The 23,188-nt window shown below is 73.1% G+C and carries 24 protein-coding genes; 18 read left to right on the top strand and 6 right to left on the bottom strand.

Features of this window, described 5'->3' with window-relative positions:
* The first annotated feature begins 27 nt into the window (after nucleotides 1–27).
* The 4 genes from ABTY56_RS05415 (at nucleotide 28) to glmM (ending at nucleotide 4,441) form a co-directional block, all read left to right on the top strand.
* Nucleotides 28–1,686, top strand: coding sequence for an ABC-F family ATP-binding cassette domain-containing protein (locus tag ABTY56_RS05415; protein ID WP_350626792.1), 1,659 nt, complete (start codon nucleotides 28–30; stop codon nucleotides 1,684–1,686).
* A gap of 232 nt (nucleotides 1,687–1,918) precedes the next feature.
* Nucleotides 1,919–2,362, top strand: coding sequence for a 50S ribosomal protein L13 (gene rplM, locus ABTY56_RS05410; protein ID WP_030055846.1), 444 nt, complete (start codon nucleotides 1,919–1,921; stop codon nucleotides 2,360–2,362).
* A gap of 45 nt (nucleotides 2,363–2,407) precedes the next feature.
* On the top strand, nucleotides 2,408–2,911 hold the full coding sequence (rpsI, locus tag ABTY56_RS05405) for a 30S ribosomal protein S9 (protein ID WP_224273932.1): 504 nt from the start codon (nucleotides 2,408–2,410) through the stop codon (nucleotides 2,909–2,911).
* Nucleotides 2,912–3,076: 165 nt separating this feature from the next.
* Nucleotides 3,077–4,441: a phosphoglucosamine mutase gene (gene glmM, locus ABTY56_RS05400; RefSeq protein WP_350626790.1), complete on the top strand. Its 1,365-nt coding sequence runs from the start codon at nucleotides 3,077–3,079 to the stop codon at nucleotides 4,439–4,441.
* 54 nt (nucleotides 4,442–4,495) lie between these two features.
* Here the strand turns inward: glmM and coaA are convergent, their stop codons facing one another.
* Complete coding sequence (gene coaA, locus ABTY56_RS05395; protein WP_350519924.1) at nucleotides 4,496–5,491, bottom strand: type I pantothenate kinase; 996 nt, start codon at nucleotides 5,489–5,491, stop codon at nucleotides 4,496–4,498.
* A 99-nt stretch (nucleotides 5,492–5,590) separates the two neighbouring features.
* Here coaA and glmS point away from each other — a divergent pair, with 99 nt between their 5' ends.
* A complete protein-coding gene (gene glmS, locus ABTY56_RS05390) occupies nucleotides 5,591–7,447 on the top strand; it encodes a glutamine--fructose-6-phosphate transaminase (isomerizing) (protein ID WP_350626788.1) in 1,857 nt (618 codons plus the stop codon).
* Between the two features lie 42 nt (nucleotides 7,448–7,489).
* On the opposite strand, the gene ABTY56_RS05385 is transcribed toward glmS, so the two are convergent.
* Complete coding sequence (locus ABTY56_RS05385; protein WP_350626972.1) at nucleotides 7,490–8,038, bottom strand: Uma2 family endonuclease; 549 nt, start codon at nucleotides 8,036–8,038, stop codon at nucleotides 7,490–7,492.
* A gap of 182 nt (nucleotides 8,039–8,220) precedes the next feature.
* On the opposite strand from ABTY56_RS05385, the gene ABTY56_RS05380 reads away from it, so the two are divergent.
* The 5 genes from ABTY56_RS05380 (at nucleotide 8,221) to ABTY56_RS05360 (ending at nucleotide 13,282) form a co-directional block, all read left to right on the top strand.
* Nucleotides 8,221–9,696 (top strand): NAD(P)H-hydrate dehydratase, encoded by a 1,476-nt coding sequence (locus ABTY56_RS05380; protein WP_350626786.1) that lies wholly within the window; start codon nucleotides 8,221–8,223, stop codon nucleotides 9,694–9,696.
* Between the two features lie 165 nt (nucleotides 9,697–9,861).
* A complete protein-coding gene (gene alr / locus ABTY56_RS05375; protein ID WP_350626784.1) occupies nucleotides 9,862–11,061 on the top strand; it encodes an alanine racemase in 1,200 nt (399 codons plus the stop codon).
* Nucleotides 11,058–12,317: an alpha/beta fold hydrolase gene (locus ABTY56_RS05370; protein ID WP_350626782.1), complete on the top strand. Its 1,260-nt coding sequence runs from the start codon at nucleotides 11,058–11,060 to the stop codon at nucleotides 12,315–12,317. The genes alr and ABTY56_RS05370 overlap by 4 nt, the downstream gene beginning before the upstream one ends.
* A gap of 153 nt (nucleotides 12,318–12,470) precedes the next feature.
* Nucleotides 12,471–12,977, top strand: a complete 507-nt coding sequence (gene tsaE, locus ABTY56_RS05365; protein WP_350626780.1) for a tRNA (adenosine(37)-N6)-threonylcarbamoyltransferase complex ATPase subunit type 1 TsaE — start codon at nucleotides 12,471–12,473, stop codon at nucleotides 12,975–12,977.
* Nucleotides 12,978–13,087: 110 nt separating this feature from the next.
* Complete coding sequence (locus ABTY56_RS05360) at nucleotides 13,088–13,282, top strand: hypothetical protein (RefSeq protein WP_350626779.1); 195 nt, start codon at nucleotides 13,088–13,090, stop codon at nucleotides 13,280–13,282.
* 7 nt (nucleotides 13,283–13,289) lie between these two features.
* On the opposite strand, the gene ABTY56_RS05355 is transcribed toward ABTY56_RS05360, so the two are convergent.
* Nucleotides 13,290–13,862 carry a hypothetical protein gene (locus tag ABTY56_RS05355; protein ID WP_350626970.1) on the bottom strand — a complete coding sequence of 191 codons (573 nt, stop codon included), beginning with the start codon at nucleotides 13,860–13,862 and terminating at the stop codon, nucleotides 13,290–13,292.
* Between the two features lie 153 nt (nucleotides 13,863–14,015).
* Here ABTY56_RS05355 and tsaB point away from each other — a divergent pair, with 153 nt between their 5' ends.
* The 5 genes from tsaB to ABTY56_RS05330 all read left to right on the top strand — a co-directional run bounded on the left by tsaB (nucleotide 14,016) and on the right by ABTY56_RS05330 (nucleotide 17,548).
* Nucleotides 14,016–14,690 (top strand): tRNA (adenosine(37)-N6)-threonylcarbamoyltransferase complex dimerization subunit type 1 TsaB, encoded by a 675-nt coding sequence (gene tsaB / locus ABTY56_RS05350; RefSeq protein ID WP_350626778.1) that lies wholly within the window; start codon nucleotides 14,016–14,018, stop codon nucleotides 14,688–14,690.
* Nucleotides 14,691–14,713: 23 nt separating this feature from the next.
* Nucleotides 14,714–15,202 carry a ribosomal protein S18-alanine N-acetyltransferase gene (gene rimI, locus ABTY56_RS05345; protein ID WP_350626968.1) on the top strand — a complete coding sequence of 163 codons (489 nt, stop codon included), beginning with the start codon at nucleotides 14,714–14,716 and terminating at the stop codon, nucleotides 15,200–15,202.
* Nucleotides 15,195–16,301, top strand: coding sequence for a tRNA (adenosine(37)-N6)-threonylcarbamoyltransferase complex transferase subunit TsaD (gene tsaD / locus ABTY56_RS05340; protein WP_350626776.1), 1,107 nt, complete (start codon nucleotides 15,195–15,197; stop codon nucleotides 16,299–16,301). The genes rimI and tsaD overlap by 8 nt, the downstream gene beginning before the upstream one ends.
* A complete protein-coding gene (locus tag ABTY56_RS05335) occupies nucleotides 16,298–16,558 on the top strand; it encodes a hypothetical protein (protein ID WP_350626774.1) in 261 nt (86 codons plus the stop codon). The genes tsaD and ABTY56_RS05335 overlap by 4 nt, the downstream gene beginning before the upstream one ends.
* Before the next feature lie 81 nt (nucleotides 16,559–16,639).
* Entirely contained in the window at nucleotides 16,640–17,548 is a 909-nt protein-coding gene (locus ABTY56_RS05330; protein ID WP_350626772.1) for a polysaccharide deacetylase family protein, read from the top strand.
* 10 nt (nucleotides 17,549–17,558) lie between these two features.
* Here ABTY56_RS05330 and ABTY56_RS05325 read toward each other — a convergent pair whose 3' ends face one another.
* Both ABTY56_RS05325 and ABTY56_RS05320 read right to left on the bottom strand, forming a co-directional pair.
* The gene (locus ABTY56_RS05325; protein WP_350626770.1) at nucleotides 17,559–18,734 is read right to left on the bottom strand and encodes a THUMP-like domain-containing protein; all 1,176 of its coding nucleotides are present in this window, start codon (nucleotides 18,732–18,734) and stop codon (nucleotides 17,559–17,561) included.
* 94 nt (nucleotides 18,735–18,828) lie between these two features.
* Nucleotides 18,829–19,140 carry a hypothetical protein gene (locus tag ABTY56_RS05320; protein WP_350626768.1) on the bottom strand — a complete coding sequence of 104 codons (312 nt, stop codon included), beginning with the start codon at nucleotides 19,138–19,140 and terminating at the stop codon, nucleotides 18,829–18,831.
* Nucleotides 19,141–19,390: 250 nt separating this feature from the next.
* Here ABTY56_RS05320 and groES point away from each other — a divergent pair, with 250 nt between their 5' ends.
* The 3 genes from groES (at nucleotide 19,391) to ABTY56_RS05305 (ending at nucleotide 22,615) form a co-directional block, all read left to right on the top strand.
* On the top strand, nucleotides 19,391–19,696 hold the full coding sequence (gene groES, locus ABTY56_RS05315) for a co-chaperone GroES (protein WP_014136232.1): 306 nt from the start codon (nucleotides 19,391–19,393) through the stop codon (nucleotides 19,694–19,696).
* Nucleotides 19,697–19,831: 135 nt separating this feature from the next.
* Nucleotides 19,832–21,463, top strand: a complete 1,632-nt coding sequence (gene groL, locus ABTY56_RS05310) for a chaperonin GroEL (RefSeq protein ID WP_350626766.1) — start codon at nucleotides 19,832–19,834, stop codon at nucleotides 21,461–21,463.
* A gap of 153 nt (nucleotides 21,464–21,616) precedes the next feature.
* The gene (locus ABTY56_RS05305) at nucleotides 21,617–22,615 is read left to right on the top strand and encodes a LysR family transcriptional regulator (RefSeq protein ID WP_350626764.1); all 999 of its coding nucleotides are present in this window, start codon (nucleotides 21,617–21,619) and stop codon (nucleotides 22,613–22,615) included.
* Between the two features lie 97 nt (nucleotides 22,616–22,712).
* Here ABTY56_RS05305 and ABTY56_RS05300 read toward each other — a convergent pair whose 3' ends face one another.
* Nucleotides 22,713–23,039 (bottom strand): WhiB family transcriptional regulator, encoded by a 327-nt coding sequence (locus ABTY56_RS05300; protein WP_030055868.1) that lies wholly within the window; start codon nucleotides 23,037–23,039, stop codon nucleotides 22,713–22,715.
* Nucleotides 23,040–23,188 lie beyond the last annotated feature (149 nt).

The raw sequence follows: 23,188 nt of genomic DNA, 5'->3' as shown, positions 1-23,188 counted from the left end.
GGGCGTCCGCTTGGGACAATCCTCCTCATGGGACACGTCGAGATTTCGCACCTTGAGTACTACCTGCCGGACGGGCGGGTGCTTTTCGACGACGCGTCCTTCCGGGTCGGCGAGGGCGCCGCGGTCGCGCTGGTCGGCGCCAACGGCGCCGGCAAGACCACCCTGCTGCGGATGATCGCGGGGGACATCCAGCCGCACGGCGGCTCGGTGACGATCAGCGGCGGGCTCGGCGTGATGCGCCAGTTCGTCGGCACCACCGGCCGCGAGGACCAGCAGGCCACCCCGGGCGCGCTGCCCGCCGACGCCTCCGTCCGCGACCTGCTGGTGTCCGTCGCCCCCGAGCGGATCGCCGTCGCCGCCCGCGCGGTGGACGCCGCCGAGCTGGCGATGATCGCCCAGGACGACGAGAAGACCCAGATGGCCTACGCCCAGGCGCTCTCCGACTGGGCCGACGTCGGCGGCTACGACTACGAGACCGACTGGGACGTCTGCACCATGGCGGCCCTCGGCGTGCCCTTCGACAAGGCCCAGTGGCGCGGCCTGAACACCCTCTCCGGTGGTGAGCAGAAGCGGCTCGTCCTGGAGACGCTGCTGCGCGGGCCCGAGGAGGTGCTGCTCCTCGACGAGCCCGACAACTACCTGGACGTCCCCGGCAAGCGCTGGCTGGAGGAGGCCATCAAGGCCACCTCGAAGACGGTGTTGTACATCTCACACGACCGCGAGCTGCTCTCCCGCACCGCCGAGAAGATCATCAGCGTCGAGTCCGGTGCCGCCGGAAGCAGCGTCTGGGTGCACGGCGGCGGCTTCGACTCCTTCCACGAGGCCCGCAAGGACCGGTTCGCGCGCTTCGAGGAACTGGGCCGGCGGTGGGACGAGGAGCACGCCAAGCTCAAGAAGCTGGTCGTCACCCTGCGCCAGGCCGCGTCGGTCAGCCACGCCCTGGCCACCCGCTACGCCGCCGCGCAGACCCGGCTGAAGAAGTTCGAGGAGGCCGGCCGGCCGGAGGAGCCCCCGCGCGAGCAGTCCATCACCATGCGGCTCAAGGGCGGTCGCACCGGCATGCGCGCCTTCACCATGGAGCGGCTGGAGCTCACCGGCCTGATGCAGCCCTTCGACCTGGAGGTCTTCTACGGCGAGCGGATCGGGGTACTGGGCGCCAACGGGGCCGGCAAGTCGCACCTCCTGCGGCTGCTGGCCGGCGACACGACGGTCGCGCACACCGGCGACTGGAAGCTCGGCGCCCGGGTCGTCCCCGGCCACTTCCGGCAGACCCACGCCCACCCGGAGCTGTTCGGCCGGACCGTCCGCTCGATCGTCGAGGAGGAGCACGCGCTCAGCCGCGGCGCCGCGATGGGCGCGCTGCGACGGTACGAGCTGGACCGCCAGGAGGAGCAGAAGTTCGAGTCGCTGTCCGGCGGACAGCAGGCCCGGCTGATGATCCTCAAGCTCGAACTCTCCGGTGTGACGGCCCTGTTGCTCGACGAGCCGACCGACAACCTGGACCTGGAGAGCGCCGAGGCGCTGCAGGCCGGGCTGGAGGCCTTCGAGGGCACCGTGCTGTGCGTGACCCACGACCGCTGGTTCGCCAAGACCTTCGACCGCTTCCTGGTCTTCGGGGCCGACGGCCGGGTGTTCGAGTCGTCGGAGCCGGTCTGGGACGTGACCCGGGTGGAGCGCGAACGCTGAGTGACGGCCAGGGGGGTTCACGGCGAGTTTTGACCCCTTCGGATCGTGCCGGTAACCTGGACGCTTGATGTGCGTATTGGCTCGCTCTATCTCACGTGAGAGGTCGGTACGCCGGAGACATCAGGTCGACGACCAGCGGTCCACCTTGAATTGCGTCCAAGGTTGGCCAGGCTGCTCTTCCGTCCGGGTGCTCCTGTCAGGACTCACTCACTGAAAAGCGAAGGCTACGACCGTGCGTACGTACAGCCCCAAGCCCGGCGACGTCCAGCGTCAGTGGCACGTCATCGACGCGACCGACGTCGTGCTGGGCCGCCTGGCTTCCCAGGCCGCCAACCTCCTCCGGGGCAAGCACAAGGCGATCTACGCGCCGCACGTTGACACTGGTGACTTCGTCATCATCATCAACGCCGACAAGGTGCACCTGTCCGGTAACAAGAAGACCCAGAAGCTGGCCTACCGCCACTCGGGCTTCCCGGGCGGTCTGCGCTCGGTGCGCTACGACGACCTGCTGGCGAACAACCCGGAGAAGGCCGTCGAGAAGGCCATCAAGGGCATGATCCCCAAGAACAGCCTGGGCCGCCAGATGCTCTCGAAGCTGAAGGTCTACTCGGGCGACCAGCACCCGCACGCTGCCCAGCAGCCGGTGCCGTTCGAGATCACCCAGGTCGCGCAGTAATTCGGCCACCAAGCCCCCCAACACTGAAAAGAGCTGAGGAACACCGTGGCCGAGACCACTGAAACCCTTGAGGTCGACTTCGACGAGACCGTCGTCGAGGGCGAGTACACCTCCGAGGAGAGCTACACCTCCGAGTCGCTGGCCGGCCGCTTCGGCGAGGCCGTCCCCGGCGCCGGCCTGGGCCGTCGCAAGGAGGCGATCGCCCGCGTGCGCATCGTCCCCGGCACCGGCCAGTGGAAGATCAACGGTCGCACCCTCGAGGGCTACTTCCCCAACAAGGTGCACCAGCAGACCGTGAACGAGCCCTTCAAGCTCCTGGAGCTGGACGGCCGTTACGACGTCGTCGCCCGCATCAGCGGTGGCGGCGTGTCCGGCCAGGCCTACGCGCTGCGCCTCGGCGTCGCCCGTGCCCTGAACGAGGCCGACGTGGACAACAACCGCGGCGCGCTGAAGAAGGCCGGCTTCCTGACCCGTGACGCCCGCGCCGTCGAGCGCAAGAAGGCCGGTCTGAAGAAGGCCCGCAAGGCGCCGCAGTACAGCAAGCGCTAATCGCGTCCCAGGGGGTGCGGTCCGCCCTGGCGGCGCACCCCCTGGATGCGCAACAACCGTCGCCCCGGAGTACCACGCGTACTCCGGGGCGACGTGTTCCCCGGCTACTGTGCGGCGGCCGGGATCATCGGTTGGTTCCGAGCAGTGGTGATGGAGGACGGGACAGTGGGACGACTCTTCGGTACGGACGGCGTACGCGGGGTGGCCAACGAGGGACTGACGGCGGAGCTCGCGCTCGGGCTGTCCGTCGCGGCGGCGCACGTGCTCGGCGAGGCCGGCGCCTTCGACGGCCACCGGCCGGTCGCGGTGGTCGGCCGTGACCCGCGTGCCTCGGGCGAGTTCCTGGAGGCCGCCGTCATCGCCGGTCTGGCGAGCGCCGGAGTCGACGTCCTGCGGGTCGGCGTCCTGCCCACCCCCGCCGTGGCCTACCTCACCGGCGCGCTCGGCGCCGACTTCGGCGTGATGCTGTCCGCCAGCCACAACGCCATGCCGGACAACGGCATCAAGTTCCTCGCCCGGGGCGGCCACAAGCTGGACGACCGGATCGAGGACGCGATCGAGGCCCACTACCGCAAGCACACGCTCGGCGAGGAGGACTGGAAGCGCCCGACCGGCGCCGCCGTCGGCCGGGTCCGCGAGTACACGGAGGGCTTCGACAAGTACGTCGCCCACCTGATCGGCGTGCTGCCCAACCGCCTGGACGGCGTCAAGGTCGTCATCGACGGCGCCCACGGCGCGGCCGCCTACGTCGCCCCCGAGGCCTTCGCCCGGGCCGGCGCCGAGGTCGTCCACACCCTGGGGGCCGAGCCCACCGGCCTCAACATCAACGACGGTGTCGGCTCCACCCACCTGGACCGGCTGCGCACCGCGATGAAGGAGCACCAGGCCGACCTCGGCATCGCCCTGGACGGCGACGCCGACCGCTGCCTGGCCGCCGACGCCGACGGCAACGAGGTGGACGGCGACCAGATCATCGCCATCCTCGCCGTGGCCATGAAGGAGGCCGGCACCCTGCGCGGCAACACCACGGTGGCCACCGTGATGTCCAACCTCGGCTTCAAGCTGGCGATGGAGCGCGAGGGCGTCGAGCTGGTGGAGACCGCCGTCGGCGACCGCTACGTGCTGGAGGCCATGAAGGAGCACGGCTTCGCGCTGGGCGGCGAGCAGTCCGGCCACGTCATCCTGCTGGACCACGCCACCACCGGCGACGGCACCCTGACCGGCCTGATGCTGGGCGCCCGCCTGGCCGCCACCAAGCAGCCGCTGGCCGACCTGGCCGCCGTGATGACCCGGCTGCCGCAGGTCCTGATCAACGTCAAGGGCGTCGACAAGTCCCGGGCGGGGACCAGCACCGAGCTGGCCGCCGCGGTCGCCGGGGCCGAGGCCGAGCTGGGCGCCACCGGCCGGGTGCTGCTGCGCCCGTCGGGCACCGAGCCGCTGGTCCGGGTGATGGTCGAGGCCGCCGACCCGGTGCAGGCCGAGGCGGTCGCGCAGACCCTGGCCGAGGCGGTGCGCACCCACCTGGGCTGAGCCCGGACGCGAGGAGGGCCCCCGCCGCACCGGCGGGGGCCCTCCTCCGTGCGCTCAGAGCTTGCGCAGCAGCGCCCGGCGGACCTTGTGGTCCTGGCCCTTCTGCAGGATCAGGGTGGCCCGGCCCCGGGTCGGCAGCACGTTCTCCAGCAGGTTGGGCTTGTTGATGGTGCGCCAGACCTGCCGGCCGTACTCCATCGCCTCCTCCTCCGGCACCTCGGTGAAGCGGCGGAAGTAGGAGTTCGGGTCCTGGAAGGCGGTCTGCCGCAGCTTGCGGAAGCGGTCCAGGTACCAGTGCTCGATGTCGTCGGTCCGGGCGTCGACGTAGATCGAGAAGTCGAAGTAGTCGGCCACCGCGAGGCGGGTGCGGCCGTCGGTGCCGGGCAGGGCCGGCTGGAGCACGTTCAGGCCCTCGACGATCAGGATGTCCGGGCGCTCCACGGTCAGCCGCTCGTCCTGCACGATGTCGTACACCAGGTGCGAGTAGACCGGCGCGCTGACGCGCTCCTTGCCCGCCTTCACGTCCGCGACGAAGCGCATCAGCGCCCGGCGGTCGTACGACTCGGGGAAGCCCTTCCGGGCCATCAGGCCGCGGCGGCGCAGCTCGGCGTTGGGGAGCAGGAAGCCGTCGGTGGTGACCAGTTCGACCCGGGGGTGCTCGGGCCAGCGGGCGAGCAGCGCCTGGAGGAGGCGCGCGGTGGTCGACTTGCCGACCGCGACCGATCCGGCCACCCCGATGATGAACGGGGTCCGGGTGCGTTCGGTGTCCGGCGTGTCCAGGAAGGTGCCGACGGCACCGCGCAGTTCGTGCGTGGCGTGGATGTACAGGTTCAGCAGCCGCGACAGCGGCAGGTAGACGTCACGCACCTCGTCGAGGTCGAGGGCGGTGCCGAGGCCGCGCAGCTGCTCCACCTCCTCGGCGGTCAGCGGCAGCGGCGTACGCTCGCGCAGCGCGCTCCACTCGGCCCGGCTGAGATCCACGTAGGGGGACGGGGACGGGCCGGGCGTGGCGGCGCCCCGCGTACAGAGTTCGGTCAGCACATGCTCCATTGTGAGCCGTAGCGGCGTTCACGGTGGTTGTGGTGTCGGTCACGCAGCGTTCGCGCGAGACGGGAATACGGCCACAGAACCGCCCTTATGCTGGCACGCATGTGCGGAATTGTTGGATACGTGGGCGCGCAGTCCGCCCTCGACGTAGTAATCGCAGGCCTGCAGCGCCTGGAGTACCGGGGTTACGACTCGGCCGGTGTCGCGGTGCAGGTTCAGGACTCCGACGGGCAGTGGAGCCTGTCCACCGACAAGCGGGCCGGGAAGCTCGCCAACCTGGAGAAGTCGCTCGCCGAGGCCCCTCTGCCCGGCGGCACCACCGGCATCGGCCACACCCGGTGGGCCACCCACGGCGGCCCGACGGACGCCAATGCCCACCCCCACCTGGACGACGACCTGCGGGTCGCCGTGGTGCACAACGGGATCATCGAGAACTTCGCCCAGCTGCGTGCCGAGATCGCCGAGCGCGGCCACACCCTCCGGTCCGAGACCGACACCGAGGTCGTCGCCCACCTGCTGGGCGAGGCCTACCAGGGCGACCTCGCCGAGGCCATGCGGGCGGTCTGCGGTCGGCTGGAGGGTGCCTTCACCCTGGTCGCCGTGCACGCCGACGCGCCGGACGTCGTCGTGGGCGCCCGTCGCAACTCGCCGCTGGTCGTCGGCCGCGGCGAGGGCGAGAACTTCCTCGCCTCGGACGTCGCCGCCTTCATCGCGCACACCCGCGAGGCGATCGAGCTGGGCCAGGACCAGGTCGTCGAGCTGCGCCGGGACGGCGTGACCGTCACGAACTTCGACGGCACCCCGGCTGACGTGCGCGAGTACCACGTCGACTGGGACGCCTCCGCCGCCGAGAAGGGCGGCTACGACTACTTCATGCTCAAGGAGATCGCCGAGCAGCCGAAGGCCGTCGCCGACACCCTGCTCGGCCGGATCGGCACCGACGGCCGGCTCACCCTCGACGAGCTGCGGATCTCCGATGCCGACCTGCGGTCGGTCGACAAGGTCGTCATCGTCGCCTGCGGCACCGCGTTCCACGCGGGCATGATCGCCAAGTACGCGATCGAGCACTGGACCCGCATCCCCTGCGAGGTCGAGGTCGCCTCCGAGTTCCGCTACCGCGACCCGATCATGGGCCCCGGCACGCTGGTCATCGCCATCTCGCAGTCCGGCGAGACCATGGACACCCTGATGGCCCTGCGGCACGCCCGTGAGCAGGGCGCCAAGGTGCTGGCGATCTGCAACACCAACGGCTCCACCATCCCGCGCGAGTCGGACGCCGTGCTGTACACGCACGCCGGTCCGGAGGTCGCGGTCGCCTCCACCAAGGCGTTCCTGACCCAGCTGGTCGCCTGCTACCTGGTCGCCCTGTACCTGGGCCAGGTGCGCGGCACCAAGTGGGGCGACGAGATCTTCGCCGTCATCAAGGAGCTCGGCGACGCGCCGAAGCAGCTCGAGCAGGTCCTGGAGACCATGGAGCCGGTGCGCGAGCTGGCCCGCTCGCTGGCCGACGCCCGCTCGGTGCTGTTCCTCGGCCGTCACGTCGGCTTCCCGGTGGCCCTGGAGGGCGCGCTCAAGCTCAAGGAGCTGGCGTACATGCACGCCGAGGGCTTCGCGGCGGGCGAGCTCAAGCACGGCCCGATCGCGCTGATCGAGGAGGGGCTGCCGGTCGTGGTGGTCGTGCCCTCGCCGCGCGGGCGGTCGATCCTGCACGACAAGATCGTCTCCAACATCCAGGAGATCCGGGCCCGCGGCGCCCGCACGATCGTGATCGCCGAGGAGGGCGACGAGGCCGTCGTGCCGTACGCGGACCACCTGATCCGCATCCCGGTCACGCCGACCCTGCTCCAGCCGCTGGTCTCCACCGTCCCGCTCCAGGTCTTCGCCTGCGAGCTGGCCACGGCCAAGGGCCACGAGGTCGACCAGCCGCGCAACCTGGCGAAGTCGGTCACCGTCGAGTAAGTCCGCGCTCGTCGGCAACGGCGCCCCTGCGGTGGCTGCGTCCTACCGCAGGGGCGCCGTGTCGAGCGTGAAGGAGAACGGGGCGGGGAGGTCGATCGTCTTGCCGAACTCGACCTGCGTCCGGGTGATGTAGTCCTCGCCCTCGGGGCCGGTGAACAACGTGACCATGCCGTCGCCGCGGTCGATCAGCAGGTAGCACGGGATACCGGCGGCGGCATAGCCGCGACGCTTGGATTCGCGGTCCTTGTGCGGGTTGGTCGACGTGATCTCGAAGACCAGCAGGACGCCTTCTGCCGAGGCCCACGAATCGGCGTGCTCGAAATGGCCGACCGGGCTCAGGGTGCCGTCGGGGATGAACCGTCCCTTGGGCGTGACCAGCCCCTTGTTGCCCGAGAGGTCCAGATCGGCCTCCACCTTGCGCATGAACTGGCGGGTGAGCAGCGAGAACGCGGTCTCGTGGGCCCCGTCCGGCGGCGGCGTCACAACGATCTCCCCTTCGATGAGTTCGGCCTTGAATCCCAGTGGGGTGTCCAGCTCCAGAAACGCCTGGAGGAGGCTGTCCTCGCCCAGCGGGTGCTCGATTGCCGGCATGGCGACCATGGCCCTTCTCCCTCCTGTGGGTCCGTGCCGGGCCACAACGTAGGCGCACGGACCGACACCGGTGGGGGATCGACGTGGGTGTCACTCGAAAGTGTGCCGCAGGCCCGGCTCCCGCGGGGCGGTGACGCGGGCTAGCGTCGTCCGTACGTCCCGACGGCCGGAGGAGCCCCGCCATGCGTCATGCACACCCTGTGGAAACCGTCCGGGCCGCCGAGGGCGCGTTGATGGCGCGGCTGCCCGAGGGCACCTTGATGCAGCGGGCCGCCGCGGGGCTGGCGGTGACGTGCGCGCGGCTGCTGACCGGGCGTCGGGGGCGGGTGTACGGCAGCCGGGTCGTGGTGCTGGCGGGCAGCGGGGACAACGGGGGTGACGCGTTGTACGCCGGGACCGCGCTGGCCCGGCGCGGGGCGCGGGTGACGGCGGTGCTGCTCGCGCCGGAGCGGGCGCACGCGGGCGGGCTGGCCGCGCTGCGGGCGTCCGGCGGACGGGTGACGGCGGAGCAGGACGTCGGCCTGGCCGACTTCTCGGGCGCGGACCTGGTGCTGGACGGGATCGTCGGCATCGGCGGCCGGGGCGGGCTGCGCCCAGAGGCCCGGCCGTACGCGGAGGCCGGGCGGCGCGGGGTGGTGGTCGCGGTCGACCTGCCCAGCGGGGTGGACGCCGACACCGGCGAGGTGCCGGGCGCGGCGCTGCGCGCGGACGTCACGGTCTGCTTCGGCACCCACAAGCCCGGCCTGCTGGTCGACCCGGGGGCCTCGTACGCGGGCGCCGTGCAGCTGGTCGGCATCGGGCTGGAGCTGCCGGAGGCGGACGTGACGGCCCTGCAGCACGCGGACGTGGCGGCGCTGCTGCCGCGGCCGGGCGCGGAGAGCGACAAGTACCGGCGCGGTGTGGTCGGCGTGGCGGCCGGCTCGGTGACCTACCCGGGGGCGGCGCTGCTGGCGGTCGCCGGGGCGCTGCGCGGCGGTGCCGGTGCCGTCCGGTACGTGGGCGCGGCGGCCGAGGAGGTGGTGCGGCGCTTCCCGGAGACGCTGGTCACCGAGGGCGGGCCGGCCGGGGCCGGGCGGGTGCAGGCCTGGGTGGTCGGGCCGGGCGGCGGCGAGGGCGCGCGGCAGGCGCTGGCCGAGGCGCTGGCCGGCGACGTCCCGGTGCTGGTGGACGCGGACGGGCTGACCGAGCTGGGCCGACTCGGTCCGCAGGCGCTGGCCGGCCGCACCGCGCCCACCCTGCTGACCCCGCACACCGGCGAGGCCGCCCGGCTGCTCGCCGGCGCCGAGGGCACCGCGCCGCCGGCCGCCGACGACCTGGCCGCCGGCCGGCTCGCCACCGCCCGCCGGCTGGCGGCGGCCTACCGCGCGACCGTCCTGCTCAAGGGCTCCACCACGGTGGTCGCCGACCCGGGCGGCGCCGTCCGGGTGAACCCCACCGGCACCTCCTGGCTGGCCACCGCGGGCAGCGGCGACGTCCTGGCCGGACTGGCGGGCTCGCTGCTGGCGGCGGGCCTCCCGCCCCTGGACGCCGCGTCGGTGGCCGCCTACCTGCACGGCCTGGCCGGCCGCGAGGCGGCGGGCGAGCCGGGCGCGCCGGTGACGGCCCTGGCGGTGGCGGAGGCGCTGCCGGCGGTGTGGCGGGCGGTCCGCCAGGCGTAGCGGGGCGCGGCCGGGAGCGGAACCGAAGGCTCCGCCGGCCGCGTCCGAGAGGGCGGTGACGAGCGGTTCGCCGCGGGGTGGTGCGGCGGGCGGGGCCCGGTCGTCGGCCGCCGCGCCGATGGGCCGTTCGGCGAGGACTCCGGGACGTCTGGGAGACTGACCCTGATGACAACTGCGAACACGATCGGCACCGCCCCTCCGACCGAGGGCGTACGGGCCGAGGCGACCATCGATCTCGGCGCTCTGCGCGGCAACCTCGCGGCACTGCGCGAGCGCGTCGGCGGCGCGGCGGTGATGCTCGCGGTCAAGGCGAACGCCTATGGCCACGGCGCGGTCGAGTGCGCCCGCGAGGCGGTCGCCAACGGGGTCGGCTGGCTCGGCTGCGCGACGCCCGACGAGGCGCTGGCGCTGCGGGCCGCGGGCATCCGCCCGGAGCACGCCCGCATCCTGTGCTGGCTGTGGACGCCCGGCGGGCCGTGGCGCGAGGCGCTCCGCGCGGGCCTGGACATCTCGGTCAGCGGCCAGTGGGCGCTGGACGAACTGCTCCCGGCCGTGCGCGAGACCGGCATCCCGGCACGCGTGCACCTGAAGGCCGACACCGGCCTCGGCCGCAACGGCTGCCAGCCGCACGACTGGCCCCGGCTGGTGGCCGCCGCCCGGCGCGCCGAGGCCGAGGGGCTGCTCACCGTGGTCGGCGTCTGGTCGCACTTCGCGGCCGCCGACGAGCCCGGACACCCGTCGATCCAGGCCCAGCTGGACTCCTACCGCACCGCCCTGGCCGAGGCCGAGGCGGCCGGGCTGCGCCCCGAGGTGCGGCACCTCGCGAACTCGCCGGCCGCCCTGCTGCTGCCCGAGTCGCACTTCGACCTGGTCCGCACCGGGCTGGCCGCGTACGGGCTGTCGCCGGTGCCCGAGGTGGGCTCGCCGGCCGACTTCGGGCTGCGCCCGGTGATGTCGCTGGCCGCGCGGCTGGCGCTGGTCAAGGAGGTCCCCGGCGGGCACGGGGTCAGCTACGGCCACCACTACACGACGCCCGGCCCGACCACCCTGGGCCTGGTCCCGATCGGCTACGGCGACGGCGTCCCGCGGCACGCCAGCGGCACCGGCCCGGTGCAGATCGGCGGCAAGTGGCGCACGGTGGCCGGCCGGGTCGCGATGGACCAGTTCGTCGTGGACCTCGGCGGGGACACCCCCGCGATCGGCGACCAGGCGCTGCTGTTCGGCAGCGGCGAGCGCGGCGAGCCGACCGCCGAGGACTGGGCCCGCGCCTGCGGGACCATCGCGTACGAGATCGTCACCAGGATCGGCGCCCGGGTGCCGCGCCGCTACCTGGGCGGCAGTCACACCGAGGACGCGCCGGCATGACCGACGCGCCGACCGGGGACGGAACGGTCGCGGCGGTCGCCAAGGCGGCCGGCGCGGCCTCCGGGGTGAGCCGGGCGGGCGTGATCGGGATCTCGGTCGGTGTGCTGGCGGCGGGGGCCGCCGCCGGCGTGGCGATCGAGCGGCTGACCGTCGGGCGGGCGATGCGCCGCCGGGCCCGGGCCGAGCTGGACGCGAGCGCCCCGTACGGCTCGCTGCGCGGGCGTCCGAGGACGGTGGCCGCCCCGGACGGCACCGAGCTGTACGTGGAGCTGGACGGCACCGGCTGGGCCGAGCCGGACCGCGACGGCTCCGGCGCCGAGCCGCTGACCGTGGTGTTCTGCCACGGCTACTGCCTCAACCAGGACAGCTGGCACTTCCAGCGGGCCGCGCTGCGCGAGGGCATGCGGCTGGTCTTCTGGGACCAGCGCAGCCACGGTCGTTCCGAGCGGTCCCGCTCGTACCTGGCGGGCGAGCCGGCCGGCATCGACCAGCTGGGCGGCGACCTCAAGGCGGTGATCGACGCCGTCGCGCCGACCGGGCCGCTGGTGCTGGTGGGCCACTCGATGGGCGGCATGACGGTGATGGCGCTGGCCGACCAGCAGCCGGAGCTGTTCCGGGAGAGGGTCGCCGGGGTCGCCCTGATCGGCACGCTCGCGGGCGACTGGGACGACGTCAGCCTTGGCCTGCCGAAGGCCGGCGCGAAGCTGTTCAAGAAGGTCGCGCCCGGGATGGTGAAGCTGCTGGGACGTCAGGTCGATCTGGTGGAGGCCACCAGGCGGCTGGGTTCGGACGTGACCGCCGTCTTCTACCGGAAGTTCTCCTTCGGGGGCCGGGACGTCGACCCCGGAGTGGTGCGCTTCGCCGAGCAGCTGCTGGACGCCACCCCGATCGACGTGGTCGCCGAGTTCTACCCGGTGTTCGGCGCGCACGAGAAGTACGAGGCGCTGGCCGCCCTGCGCGGCCTGCCCGCCCTGGTGCTGGCCGGGACGAAGGACCTGCTGACGCCCTCGGCGCACAGCGAGGCGATGGCCGAGCGGCTGCCGGGCGCCGAACTGGTGCTGGCCGAGGGCGCCGGGCACCTGGTGATGCTGGAGCGGCCGGAGTCGGTCGACCGCGAGCTGGCGCTGCTGCTGCGCCGGGCCGCCGACTTCGCGGGCGCCGCGCCGCTGCCCGCGGCCGTCCTCGACCTGACCCGGGATCCGGCCGCGGGGGTGGCCACCGGGCCGGCCGTCGAACCGGCCGTCGACCCCGCCTGACGCCCCGCCTGAACCCCGCTGACGTCCCGCCCGGCGCCCCGCTGACACCCGGCCCGGCACCCGCCCGGCGCACCCGGGGGCGGCGATGTGGCACGGTAGCGGTGGCGGCCGGTGGTCGGCGCGCCGGTACGGACCGAAGGGCAAGACACGCGCATGGGCTCGCACGCCACTCTCACCGTCCCCACCCCGGAGCGGATGGGCCGGCTCGGCCGGGAGCTGGCCGCGCTGCTGCGGCCGGGGGACCTGGTGCTGCTCTCCGGCGAGCTGGGGGCGGGGAAGACCACGCTGACCCGGGGCCTGGGGGAGGGGTTGCAGGTCCGCGGGGCGGTGACCTCGCCGACCTTCGTGATCGCCCGGGTGCACCCCTCGCTGGTCGGCGGCCCGGCGCTGGTGCACGTGGACGCGTACCGGCTGGGCGGTGACCTGGACGAGATGGAGGACCTCGACCTGGACGTCTCGCTGCCGGAGTCGGTGGTCGTGGTCGAGTGGGGCGAGGGCAAGGTCGAGCGGCTGTCGGAGGACCGGCTGGAGGTCCGGATCGAGCGCGCCCTGGGCGACACCGCCGACGGGGACGACCACGATCCGCGCCGGGTGCTGCTGACCGGCATCGGTCCGCGCTGGACGGACGTCGAGCTGGCGAAGCTGGCGGGGCAGGAGTAGCGGCGGGTCGCGACGACTTGCCGACAGGGTGTCGGCAAGATGTTGCGGGCGGAGTACCGGGCGTGGTGGGATGGGTGCTGCGGTTAGGTCTGCCTAACTAGGGAGGCGCCATGTCGAGCACCACCCCCGCCCCGGAGCGCGCCGTCCGCGCCGCCGGGGCCGGAGAGCCCGCCCGCTGCGCTCCGGGGGAGCCGATGCGGGCACTGCTGGCCGCCCGCGCGGCCGCCGAGGCGGTGTCCACCCCGCCCGAACCGGAACCGAGGCAGGCCGAGGAGCCCGAGGCGCGGACGCCCCGGGCCGCGTGAGGCCGCCTCAGGCGACCACGACCACCTTGGTGTCCTTCGGCGCGAAGTCCCAGAGCAGCTGCCCGTCGGTGCGGCCGCTGCGGATGCCGCCGGTCTTGGCCTTCGGGTCGGCCGTCGCGGTCGCGCCGTCCACCGCCGCGCTGAAGCCGAACACCACGCCGCTCTGCTGCGCGAACCGCACCACGTGCTCGATCTGCCGGCCGTCCGTGCCGGTGGCCGTCGGCGTGCGGCTGTACACCGCGTAGCTGCCCGGGGCGGGCTCGACCGTGCCCGGGGTGACCGGGAAGGCCGCCGCGACCTGCGGGTTCTTCTTCGGGTCGATCAGCCAGACGTAGTGGCTGCTCACCGAGTAGACCACCCGCGGGCCGGTGCCCGAGGTGGCCGGCAGCGGCGGGACGGTCGGGGTGGCCGAGGCGGTCGGCGCCGCCGCGGTGGCCGTGCCCGTGCCCGTCGCCGTGATGGTGGGGGTGGGCTTGGCACCGCCGGCCCGGTCCTGGGCGCCGTTGGCCTGGAAGGCCAGCAGGCTCACCACCGCCAGGGCCCCCAGGGTCAGCCCCGTGACCACCACTCCAGGACCCATCTTCGCCACGTGCCGCTCCCGCTGCCGTCCCTTTTCGTACGGGCTTATCGTGCCAGGTCCGTCCGTCCGGGTCGCAGCGCCTCGGATGTGTGTTCCCGGTTGGCACATCCTGCCGATCGGCCGGTCGGCCCAACGTCGGTCTAACCTTGACCCGTGCTGCTGCTCGCGTTCGACACCGCTACCCCCGCCGTCACCGCCGCCGTCCACGACGGAACCGACGTCCTGGCCGAGACCCACCAGGTCGACGCCCGGCGCCACGGCGAACTGCTGCTGCCCGCGATCGACCGCGCGCTGCGGACGGCCGGGGTGGACAAGCACCGGCTGACCGGCATCGCCGTCGGCGTCGGCCCGGGCCCGTACACCGGCCTGCGGGTCGGCCTGGTGACCGCCGCCGCGCTCGGCCACGCCCTCGGACTGCCGGTGCACGGCGTCTGCACTCTGGACGCGATCGCCTTCCAGGCCCGCGCCGAGGGGCTGGAGGGGCAGCCGTTCACGGTGGCCACCGACGCGCGCCGCAAGGAGGTCTACTGGGCCTCGTACGACGCCGAGGGCCGCCGCACCGAGGGCCCGGGCGTGGACCGCCCGGCCGAGCTGACCGCGCAGCCGCGCTCGGTCGGCGCCGGCGCGCTGCTCTACCCGGACGCCTTCCCGGGCGCGCACGGCCCGGAGCACGTGTCGGCCGGGGCCCTGGCCGGCTTCGCCGCCGCCGAGCTGGCCGCCGGGCGCGAGCTGCTGCCGAACGTGCCGCTGTACCTGCGCCGCCCGGACGCCCAGGTCCCCGCTGCCTACAAGACCGTTCTAGGGGGCAAGGCGGTGCTCCCGGCGTGAACCACGGCACCACCCTGCGCCCGATGCGCTGGTGGGACATCGCGCCGGTGATGGAGCTGGAGCAGCGGCTGTTCCCCGAGGACGCCTGGTCGACCGGGATGTTCTGGTCCGAGCTGGCCGAGGCCCACCCCGGCGGCACCCGCCACTACACCGTCGCCACCGCCGCCGACGGCGCGATCGTCGGCTACGCCGGCCTGATGGCGATCGCCGGCGAGGGCGACGTCCAGACCATCGCCGTCGACGACCGGCAGCAGGGCGCCGGCCTCGGCACGGCGCTGCTCACCGACCTGATCCGGGAGTCCGCCAGGCGCGGCTGCGCCGAGCTGCTGCTGGAGGTGCGGGTGGACAACCCGCGAGCCCAGCGGCTGTACGAGCGCCACGGTTTCGAACCGGTGGGCATCCGGCGCGGCTACTACCAGCCCGCCAACGTCGACGCGCTGGTGATGCGCCTCGACCACCCGAGCACTGACAGCACTGACCCGAAGGACATTGAGGACACCCGCCATGGCTGACGAACCGCTCGTCCTCGGCATCGAGACCTCCTGCGACGAGACCGGCGTCGGCATCGTTCGCGGCACCACGCTGCTGGCCGACGCGGTCGCCTCCAGCGTCAACGACCACGCCCGCTTCGGCGGCGTCGTCCCGGAGATCGCCAGTCGCGCCCACCTGGAGGCGATGGTCCCGACCATCCAGCGTGCCCTGGACACCGCCGGGATCAAGGCGAGCGACCTGGACGGCATCGCCGTCACCGCGGGCCCCGGCCTGGCCGGCGCGCTGCTGGTCGGCGTCAGCGCCGCGAAGGCGTACGCCTGGGCGCTGGACAAGCCGCTGTACGGGGTCAACCACCTCGCCTCGCACATCTGCGTCGACCAGCTGGAGCACGGCCGGCTGCCCTCGCCGACGATGGCCCTGCTGGTCTCCGGCGGGCACTCCTCGCTGCTGCTCAGCGAGGACATCACCAGCGACGTCCGCCCGCTCGGCGCGACCATCGACGACGCGGCCGGCGAGGCCTTCGACAAGGTCGCCCGGGTGCTCGGCCTGGGCTTCCCCGGCGGCCCGGTGGTCGACCGGACGGCCCGCGAGGGCGACCCCAAGGCGATCGCCTTCCCGCGCGGCCTGAGCGGCCGGAACGACCCCGCGTACGACTTCTCCTTCTCCGGGCTGAAGACCGCCGTCGCCCGCTGGGTGGAGGCCAAGCGCCGGGCCGGCGAGGAGGTGCCGATCGCCGACGTGGCGGCGTCCTTCCAGGAGGCGGTCACCGACGTGCTCACCCGTAAGGCCGTCAAGGCGTGCAAGGACAACGGCGTCGACCACCTGATGATCGGCGGCGGCGTGGCGGCCAACTCGCGGCTGCGCGAGATGGCCCAGCAGCGCTGCGACCGGGCCGGCATCCGACTGCGGGTGCCCCGGCCGGGCCTGTGCACCGACAACGGCGCGATGGTGGCGGCGCTGGGCGCCGAGATGGTGTGGCGTGACCGCGCGCCGTCCGCCTTCGAGCTGTCCGCCGACTCCTCGCTGCCGGTGACCGAGGTCCACGTGCCGGCCGCGGGCTTCGGGCACGGGGACGTCCACGGCCAGGCCTACGACGCCCTCGGCGGCGGCGCCGGATGACCGTCGCCGCGATGTGGGAGGCCCGGGCGGCGGACGGCCGCGGGGCCGAACTCGCCGCCTGGGTGCGGGAATCGGTGCTGCCCGCGGTGCGCGGCGCGGCCGGTCTCGAGCGCCTCGAACTGTTCTCCGCCCCAGGCGAGAGGGTGCTCCTGATCACCTGGTGGAGCGGTGCGCCGGTGCCGGTGGCCGACCCGCCGGCCGAGTTGCTCGGCCGGCCGGTGCACCGTTGGTCCTTCGCCAGCGAGCACGTCGAATAGTCCGTCATCGGGAACCGCGACCCCGGCCGCTACCGTGAATCAGCTGATAGAAAGCTGAACGGAAACCGGGAGCGCGGTGCGGTGAGCAGGGACGGGCGGAGCAGGACCAGGACGTACGCGGCGGGGGCACTGGCCCTGCTGGCCTTCGCCACGGCATGCGGCGACAACGGAGGCGGTGGCACGGCCGCCCCGGCCGGCACCACGGCGGCGTCGGGCGCGCCCCAGCCGAGCGCGGCCGCCCCGACCAGCGCGGCCGCCACCCCCGGTGCCGCCCCGGCGGGCGCGAACGCGGCGGCCTGGGCGAAGTGGAACCTCACCCCGCTCCCGCCCGCCCCGGCGCCGCCCGCCGACAAGCCCGTCAAGCTCGAACGGACCGGCCCGGTACCGGTGTTCAGCGACGTGAAGACGACCGACAAGGTGGTCTTCATCACCATCGACGACGGCGCCGAGAAGGACCCGAAGTTCGTCGAGATGCTGACCGACCTCAAGGTGCCGATCTCGATGTTCCTGACCAAGGACATCGTCAGGAACGACTACGGCTACTTCAAGCCGCTCCAGGCGCTGGGCAACCACATCCAGAACCACACCGTGGACCACCCGGTGATGAGCAAGCTGTCGCCGGACAAGCAGAAGTCCGAGGTCTGCGACGACCAGGCCGCGCTCACCCAGCAGTACGGCACCGCGCCGCTGTTGTTCCGCCCGCCGTTCGGCGACGGCGCCAACACCCCGACCCTCAACACCTCGGTGCAGCAGTGCGGCCCGCGCGCGATCGTGCTGTGGCGCGAGTCGATGCAGATCCACGACATGCAGTACCAGGCGGGGGACAAGAAGCTGAAGCCGGGCGACATCATCCTGGCGCACTTCCGCGGCCCCAAGGAGCTCAAGGGCGCCACGATGACCCAGATGTTCGGCGACCTGCTGGCCCGGATCCAGGAGCAGGGCTTCTCGGTGGCCCGGCTGGAGGACTACATCCAGCCCCCGGCCTCCTAGGGCGCCCGGGCTAGGACGCCCGGACCGGCTGCCCCAGCATCATCAGCGGGCCGTGGTCGGTGCGGCTGAGGATCACCGTGACGGTGTTCGGCCCGGAGGGCTTGAGCTGGCGGCGCAGCTCCTCCGGGGTGATCGCCATCCCGCGCTTCTTGATCACCACCGTGCCGACCCGGCGCTCGCGCAGCAGCGCCTTCAGCTTCTTGATGTGGAAGGGCATCACGTCGGTGAGCTCGAAGGCGTGCGCGTACGGGGTGGCGATCAGCTCGTCCGAGGTCAGGTAGGCGATCTTCGGGTCGATCAGCCGGCCGCCGACCTGCTCGGCCACCTCGGCCACCAGGTGCGCCCGGATCACCGCGCCGTCCGGCTCGTACAGGTAGCGCCCGACCGGGCCGGCCGGCGGGTCGGGCAGGTCGCCGCCGGTGAGGCTGTCGCCGTGCGGCAGCAGGGTGGCGCGGTGCGGGCTCGCGGCCTTGGTGCCGAACCAGAGCACCGCCTCCTTGACGTCGCCGTGGTCGGAGACCCACTCGGCCTCGGCGTCCGCCGGGACGGCCTCGTGGGGGATGCCCGGCGCGACCTTCAGCGCCCCGATCGGGGTCCGCCGGCCGGCCTCGATCGCCCAGGAGAGCGGCGGGGCGTACGCCTCGGGGTCGAACACCCGGCCGCGCGAGGTCCGTCGGGCCGGGTCGGTGAACACCGCGTCGTAGCCGGTGACGTCCACCTCGGCGACGTCCGCGCAGCGCACCTCCACCAGCTCGGCCAGGCCCAGTGCGGCGGCGTTCGCGGCGGTGGCGGCACAGGCCGCCGGGTCCTTGTCGACGGCCAGCACCTCGATGCCCGCCCGGGCCAGCGCCAGCACGTCCCCGCCGATGCCGCAGCACAGGTCCGCCAGCCGCCGTACGCCCAGCTCGGCGAACCGGCGCGCCCGCCACTCGGCCACGCTGCGGCGGGTGGACTGCTCGACCCCGTTGGGCGTGAAGTACATCAGGTCGGCGTCCGACCCGAACTTCGCGCGCGCCCGCTGCCGCAGCCGTGCCTGCCCGAAGGCCGCCGAGACCAGCTCCGCCGGGTGCTCCCGCCGCAGCCGGGTGGCCAGCGCGAGCTCCTCCTCGGGGGTGAACTCGCGCAGCTCGGCGAGCAGGGCCTGGCCCTCGGGTGTCAGCAGGGGCTGGAGGTTCTCGGTGTCCACGGGGCCATTCTCGCCGGTCGGCGCAGCGCCGTGCCCGGGACGGGCGCGAGCGGGCGGAGCAGGGCCGGGGCCGTGGAGAGGGCCGGCGGCGCGCTCATCCGAAGGCGCCCAGGCAGAGCAGGACGGGCAGGGTGATCGGGGCGATCGTGGCGGCGATCGGCAGCAGCCGGTAGCCGGCCCGCTCGCTGCGCACGGCGACGGCGATGGGCACGCCCCAGCCGACGAACAGGGCGCAGAGTGCGCCGTAGGCGACGTCGCCGCCCGTGTCGGAGCCGGCGGCCTCGGCCGCCGCACCGCCCAGCCAGAAGGCGACGAGCGGGAGGGCGGCCAGCACCGGCAGGAGTGCCAGCGCGAGCACGGCGTCCTTCGCGTCGGACGGGTCGAGGCGTACCGGGGTGTCGGTCATGGCACGAGTGTCCCGAGGGGGCCGACGGTCGCACATGAGTACGGGTACTCATCCGTCATCCGGGACTGTCCGGGGCGCGCCGTTGGCACTCTGGTTGACTGAGTGCTAACACGGGCCTATGGTCGTCCTTGGCACTCCCCACCGGGGGAGTGCTAACGCGAAAACGTGTGTCTGACCCCCGCGACGGCAGACTCGCAGGCTCGCCCCTACCCGTTAGAAAACCCCGTAATCTCCGAAGGGGAGCTCGGACGTGACCACCAGCAGCAAGGTTGCCATCAAGCCGCTTGAGGACCGCATCGTGGTCCAGCCGCTCGACGCCGAGACGACCACGGCCTCCGGCCTGGTCATCCCGGACACCGCCAAGGAGAAGCCCCAGGAGGGCGTCGTCCTGGCCGTCGGCCCGGGCCGCTTCGAGGACGGCCAGCGTCTGCCGCTCGACGTCGCCGTCGGTGACATCGTCCTGTACTCGAAGTACGGCGGCACCGAGGTGAAGTACCAGGGCGAGGAGTACCTCGTCCTCTCGGCTCGTGACGTTCTCGCCATCATCGAGAAGTAAACGCAGCATCGAGAAGTAAGTCGTTCCGACCCGCCCCGGATCCGTGTCCCAAGTGACAGGGGCCCGGGGCGTGGTTGTTGGTTCACGTAGTTCGGCGGCCGGTGGGCCGGCCGCAGCCCCGAGGGAATAGGGAACATGGCGAAGATCCTGCAGTTCGACGAGGACGCCCGCCGCTCGCTGGAGCGCGGTGTCAACAAGCTGGCCGACACCGTCAAGGTGACCATCGGCCCCAAGGGCCGCAACGTCGTCATCGACAAGAAGTTCGGCGCCCCGACCATCACCAACGACGGTGTCACCATCGCCCGCGAGGTCGAGCTGGACGACCCGTACGAGAACCTTGGCGCGCAGCTCGTCAAGGAGGTCGCCACCAAGACCAACGACGTCGCGGGTGACGGCACCACCACCGCCACCGTGCTGGCCCAGGCCCTGGTCAACGAGGGCCTGCGCAACGTCGCCGCCGGCGCCGGCCCGGCCGCCCTGAAGAAGGGCATCGACAAGGCCGTCGCCGCCGTCTCCGAGCACCTGCTCTCCGTCGCCCGCGAGATCGAGGGCAAGGACGACGTCGCCGCCGTCGCGTCCCTCTCCGCGCAGGACACCCAGGTCGGCGAGCTGATCGCCGAGGCGATCGACAAGGTCGGCAAGGACGGTGTCATCACCGTCGAGGAGTCGAACACCTTCGGCGTGGAGCTGGACTTCACCGAGGGCATGCAGTTCGACAAGGGCTACCTGTCGCCGTACTTCGTCACCGACGCGGAGCGGCAGGAGGCGGTCCTGGAGGACCCGTACATCCTGATCAACCAGGGCAAGATCTCCTCCATCCAGGAGCTGCTGCCGCTGCTGGAGAAGATCCTGCAGGGCGGTGCCACCAAGCCGCTGCTGATCATCGCCGAGGACGTCGACGGCGAGGCGCTGTCGACCCTGGTCGTGAACAAGATCCGCGGCACCTTCAACGCCGTCGCCGTCAAGGCCCCGGGCTTCGGTGACCGCCGCAAGGCGATCCTGGGCGACCTGGCCACCCTGACCGGCGGCACGGTCATCTCCGAGGAGGTCGGCCTCAAGCTCGACCAGGTCGGCCTGGACGTGCTGGGCACCGCCCGCCGCGTGACCATCACCAAGGACGAGACCACCGTCGTCGACGGTGCCGGTGACGCCGAGGCCGTGGCCGGCCGCGTCGCCCAGATCAAGGGTGAGATCGCCGCCACCGACTCCGACTGGGACCGCGAGAAGCTGCAGGAGCGCCTGGCCAAGCTGGCCGGCGGCGTCTGCGTCATCAAGGTCGGCGCCGCCACCGAGGTGGAGCTGAAGGAGCGCAAGCACCGCCTGGAGGACGCCATCTCGGCGACCCGCGCCGCGGTCGAGGAGGGCATCGTCGCCGGCGGTGGCGCCTCCCTCGTCCACGCCGCCAAGGTGCTGGAGGACGGCCTGGGCCTGTCGGGCGACGAGGCGACCGGTGTCGCGGTCGTCCGCAAGGCGCTGCACGAGCCGCTGCGCTGGATCGCCCAGAACGCCGGCCTCGAGGGCTACGTCATCACCCACAAGGTCGCCGAGCTGGAGACCGGCCACGGTTACAACGCGGCCACGGGCGAGTACGGCGACCTGCTGAAGGCCGGCGTCATCGACCCGGTCAAGGTCACCCGCTCCGCCCTGGAGAACGCCGCCTCGATCGCCTCCCTGCTGCTCACCACCGAGACCCTCGTGGTGGAGAAGAAGGAGGAGGAGGCCGACAACGGTCACGGCCACTCCCACGGTCACGGCCACTCGCACTGAGGCCGGAACCACTGACCGGAGGCCCGGTCCGCACCCCGCAAGGGGAGGCGGGCCGGGCCTCCGGCTGTCGCCCGCCGGCTCGCCGCTGAGCCGTGGCCGTTTAAATCATCAGTAGAATTTTGCAGAACGCAAAGATTGCCTTATAACTAAGGCATGATCGAGGCCCGCCACCTGCGCGTCCTGCGTGCCGTCGCCCGCACCGGTTCCTTCTCCGCCGCCGCTCGTGAGCTGGGGTGTACGCAGCCTGCCATCAGCCAGCAGATGAAGGCGCTGGAGAAGTCCGTGGACACCCCGCTGGTGGTCCGCTCGGGCCGCGGGATGCAGCTCAGCGAGGCCGGGCGGGTCCTGCTCAAGCATGCCACCGGGATCCTGGCCGGGCTCTCCGCCGCCGAGGAGGAGGTGGCCGCGATCGCCGGGCTGCGGGCCGGCCGGGTGCGGCTGGTGTCCTTCCCGACCGCGAGTTCCACCCTGGTGCCGCCCGCGGTCGCCCGGCTGCGGGACGGCCATCCGGGGGTGCGCGTGTCGCTGGTCGAGGCGGAGCCGCCGGAGTCGCTGGCGATGCTGCGCGGCGGCGAGTGCGAGATCGCGCTGGCCTTCCGCTACCCGCAGTCCGACGGCGCCGCCGTGCTGCCGGCGCCGACGCACGGCACGCCGCGCGAGGCGCGGGCCGAGGCCAACCTGGAGGCCCAGCAGCTGTCCGCCGGGACCGACTGGTCCGATCTGGTGGTCACCCCGCTGCTGGACGACCCGCTGGTGGGCCTGCTGCCCGCCGCCCACCCGCTGGCCGGGCGGGGCGGGCCGGTGGAACTTGCCGAGCTGGCGGGGGAGCAGTGGATCGCCGGCTGCCCGCAGTGCCGGGGGCACCTGGTGGAGCTGTGTGCGGGAGCGGGCTTCGAGCCCCGGATCGACTTCGCGACGGACGACTACCCGGCGGTGGTCGGCCTGGTGGCGGCCGGGCTGGGAGTGGCGGTGCTGCCGAGGCTGGCGCTGCAGTCGGTGCGCCCTGACGGCGTGTCGACGGTGCCGGTGCGGACGGCCTCGGGGGCGCCGGCGGTGCGCCGGGTGGTCGCGCTGACCCTGCCGGACCTGGCCGAGGTGCCGGCCGTGGCCCTGATGCTGGAGCGGCTGGCGGGGGCGGCGGGCGCCCGCTGACGGTGGGTGACGGAACTCCCGCTGGTCCCGTACCGGCCGTGACCGGCCTGATGCGCCGCGAAGAAACGTTTCTTCACGGCGCGTCGCGGAGGCGGGTCTAGTGCTGCGCGACCGCCGGCGGGGTCAGCGGGACCTCCACCAGCCGGTGCCGCGAGCGTCCCAGCATCTCCTCGCGCTCGTCCTCGGTCATCCCGCCCCAGACGCCGTACGGTTCGCGGACCGCCAGCGCGTGCGCGGCGCACTCGGCGATCACCGGGCAGCGCATGCAGACCTCCTTGGCGCTGGCCTCGCGCGAACTGCGCGCGGCCCCGCGCTCGCCCTCGGGGTGGAAGAAGAGCGAGCTGTCCACGCCACGGCAGGCTGCGGAGAGCTGCCAGTCCCAGAGGTCCGCGTTGGGACCGGGGAGGCGGGAGAAATCTGCCATGGCTCATTCCCTTCAGAGGCCGTCGGCCGTCGACCGGGCGCTCGGCGGGCTGCTGCCGAGCGGTACGGCGGGGCTTCGATGCACTGGTGTGGACACCTGGAAATATGACTTAAGGCAACTCCATGGACAAGTCACCCACACACTGGCAC

Origin of the sequence: Kitasatospora sp. NPDC097691 (assembly GCF_040302665.1) — a bacterium.
In the GTDB taxonomy this organism is placed as follows: domain Bacteria; phylum Actinomycetota; class Actinomycetes; order Streptomycetales; family Streptomycetaceae; genus Kitasatospora.
The sequence above is the reverse complement of the archived record's forward strand: the minus strand, read 5'-3'. Positions and strand labels throughout refer to the sequence as shown.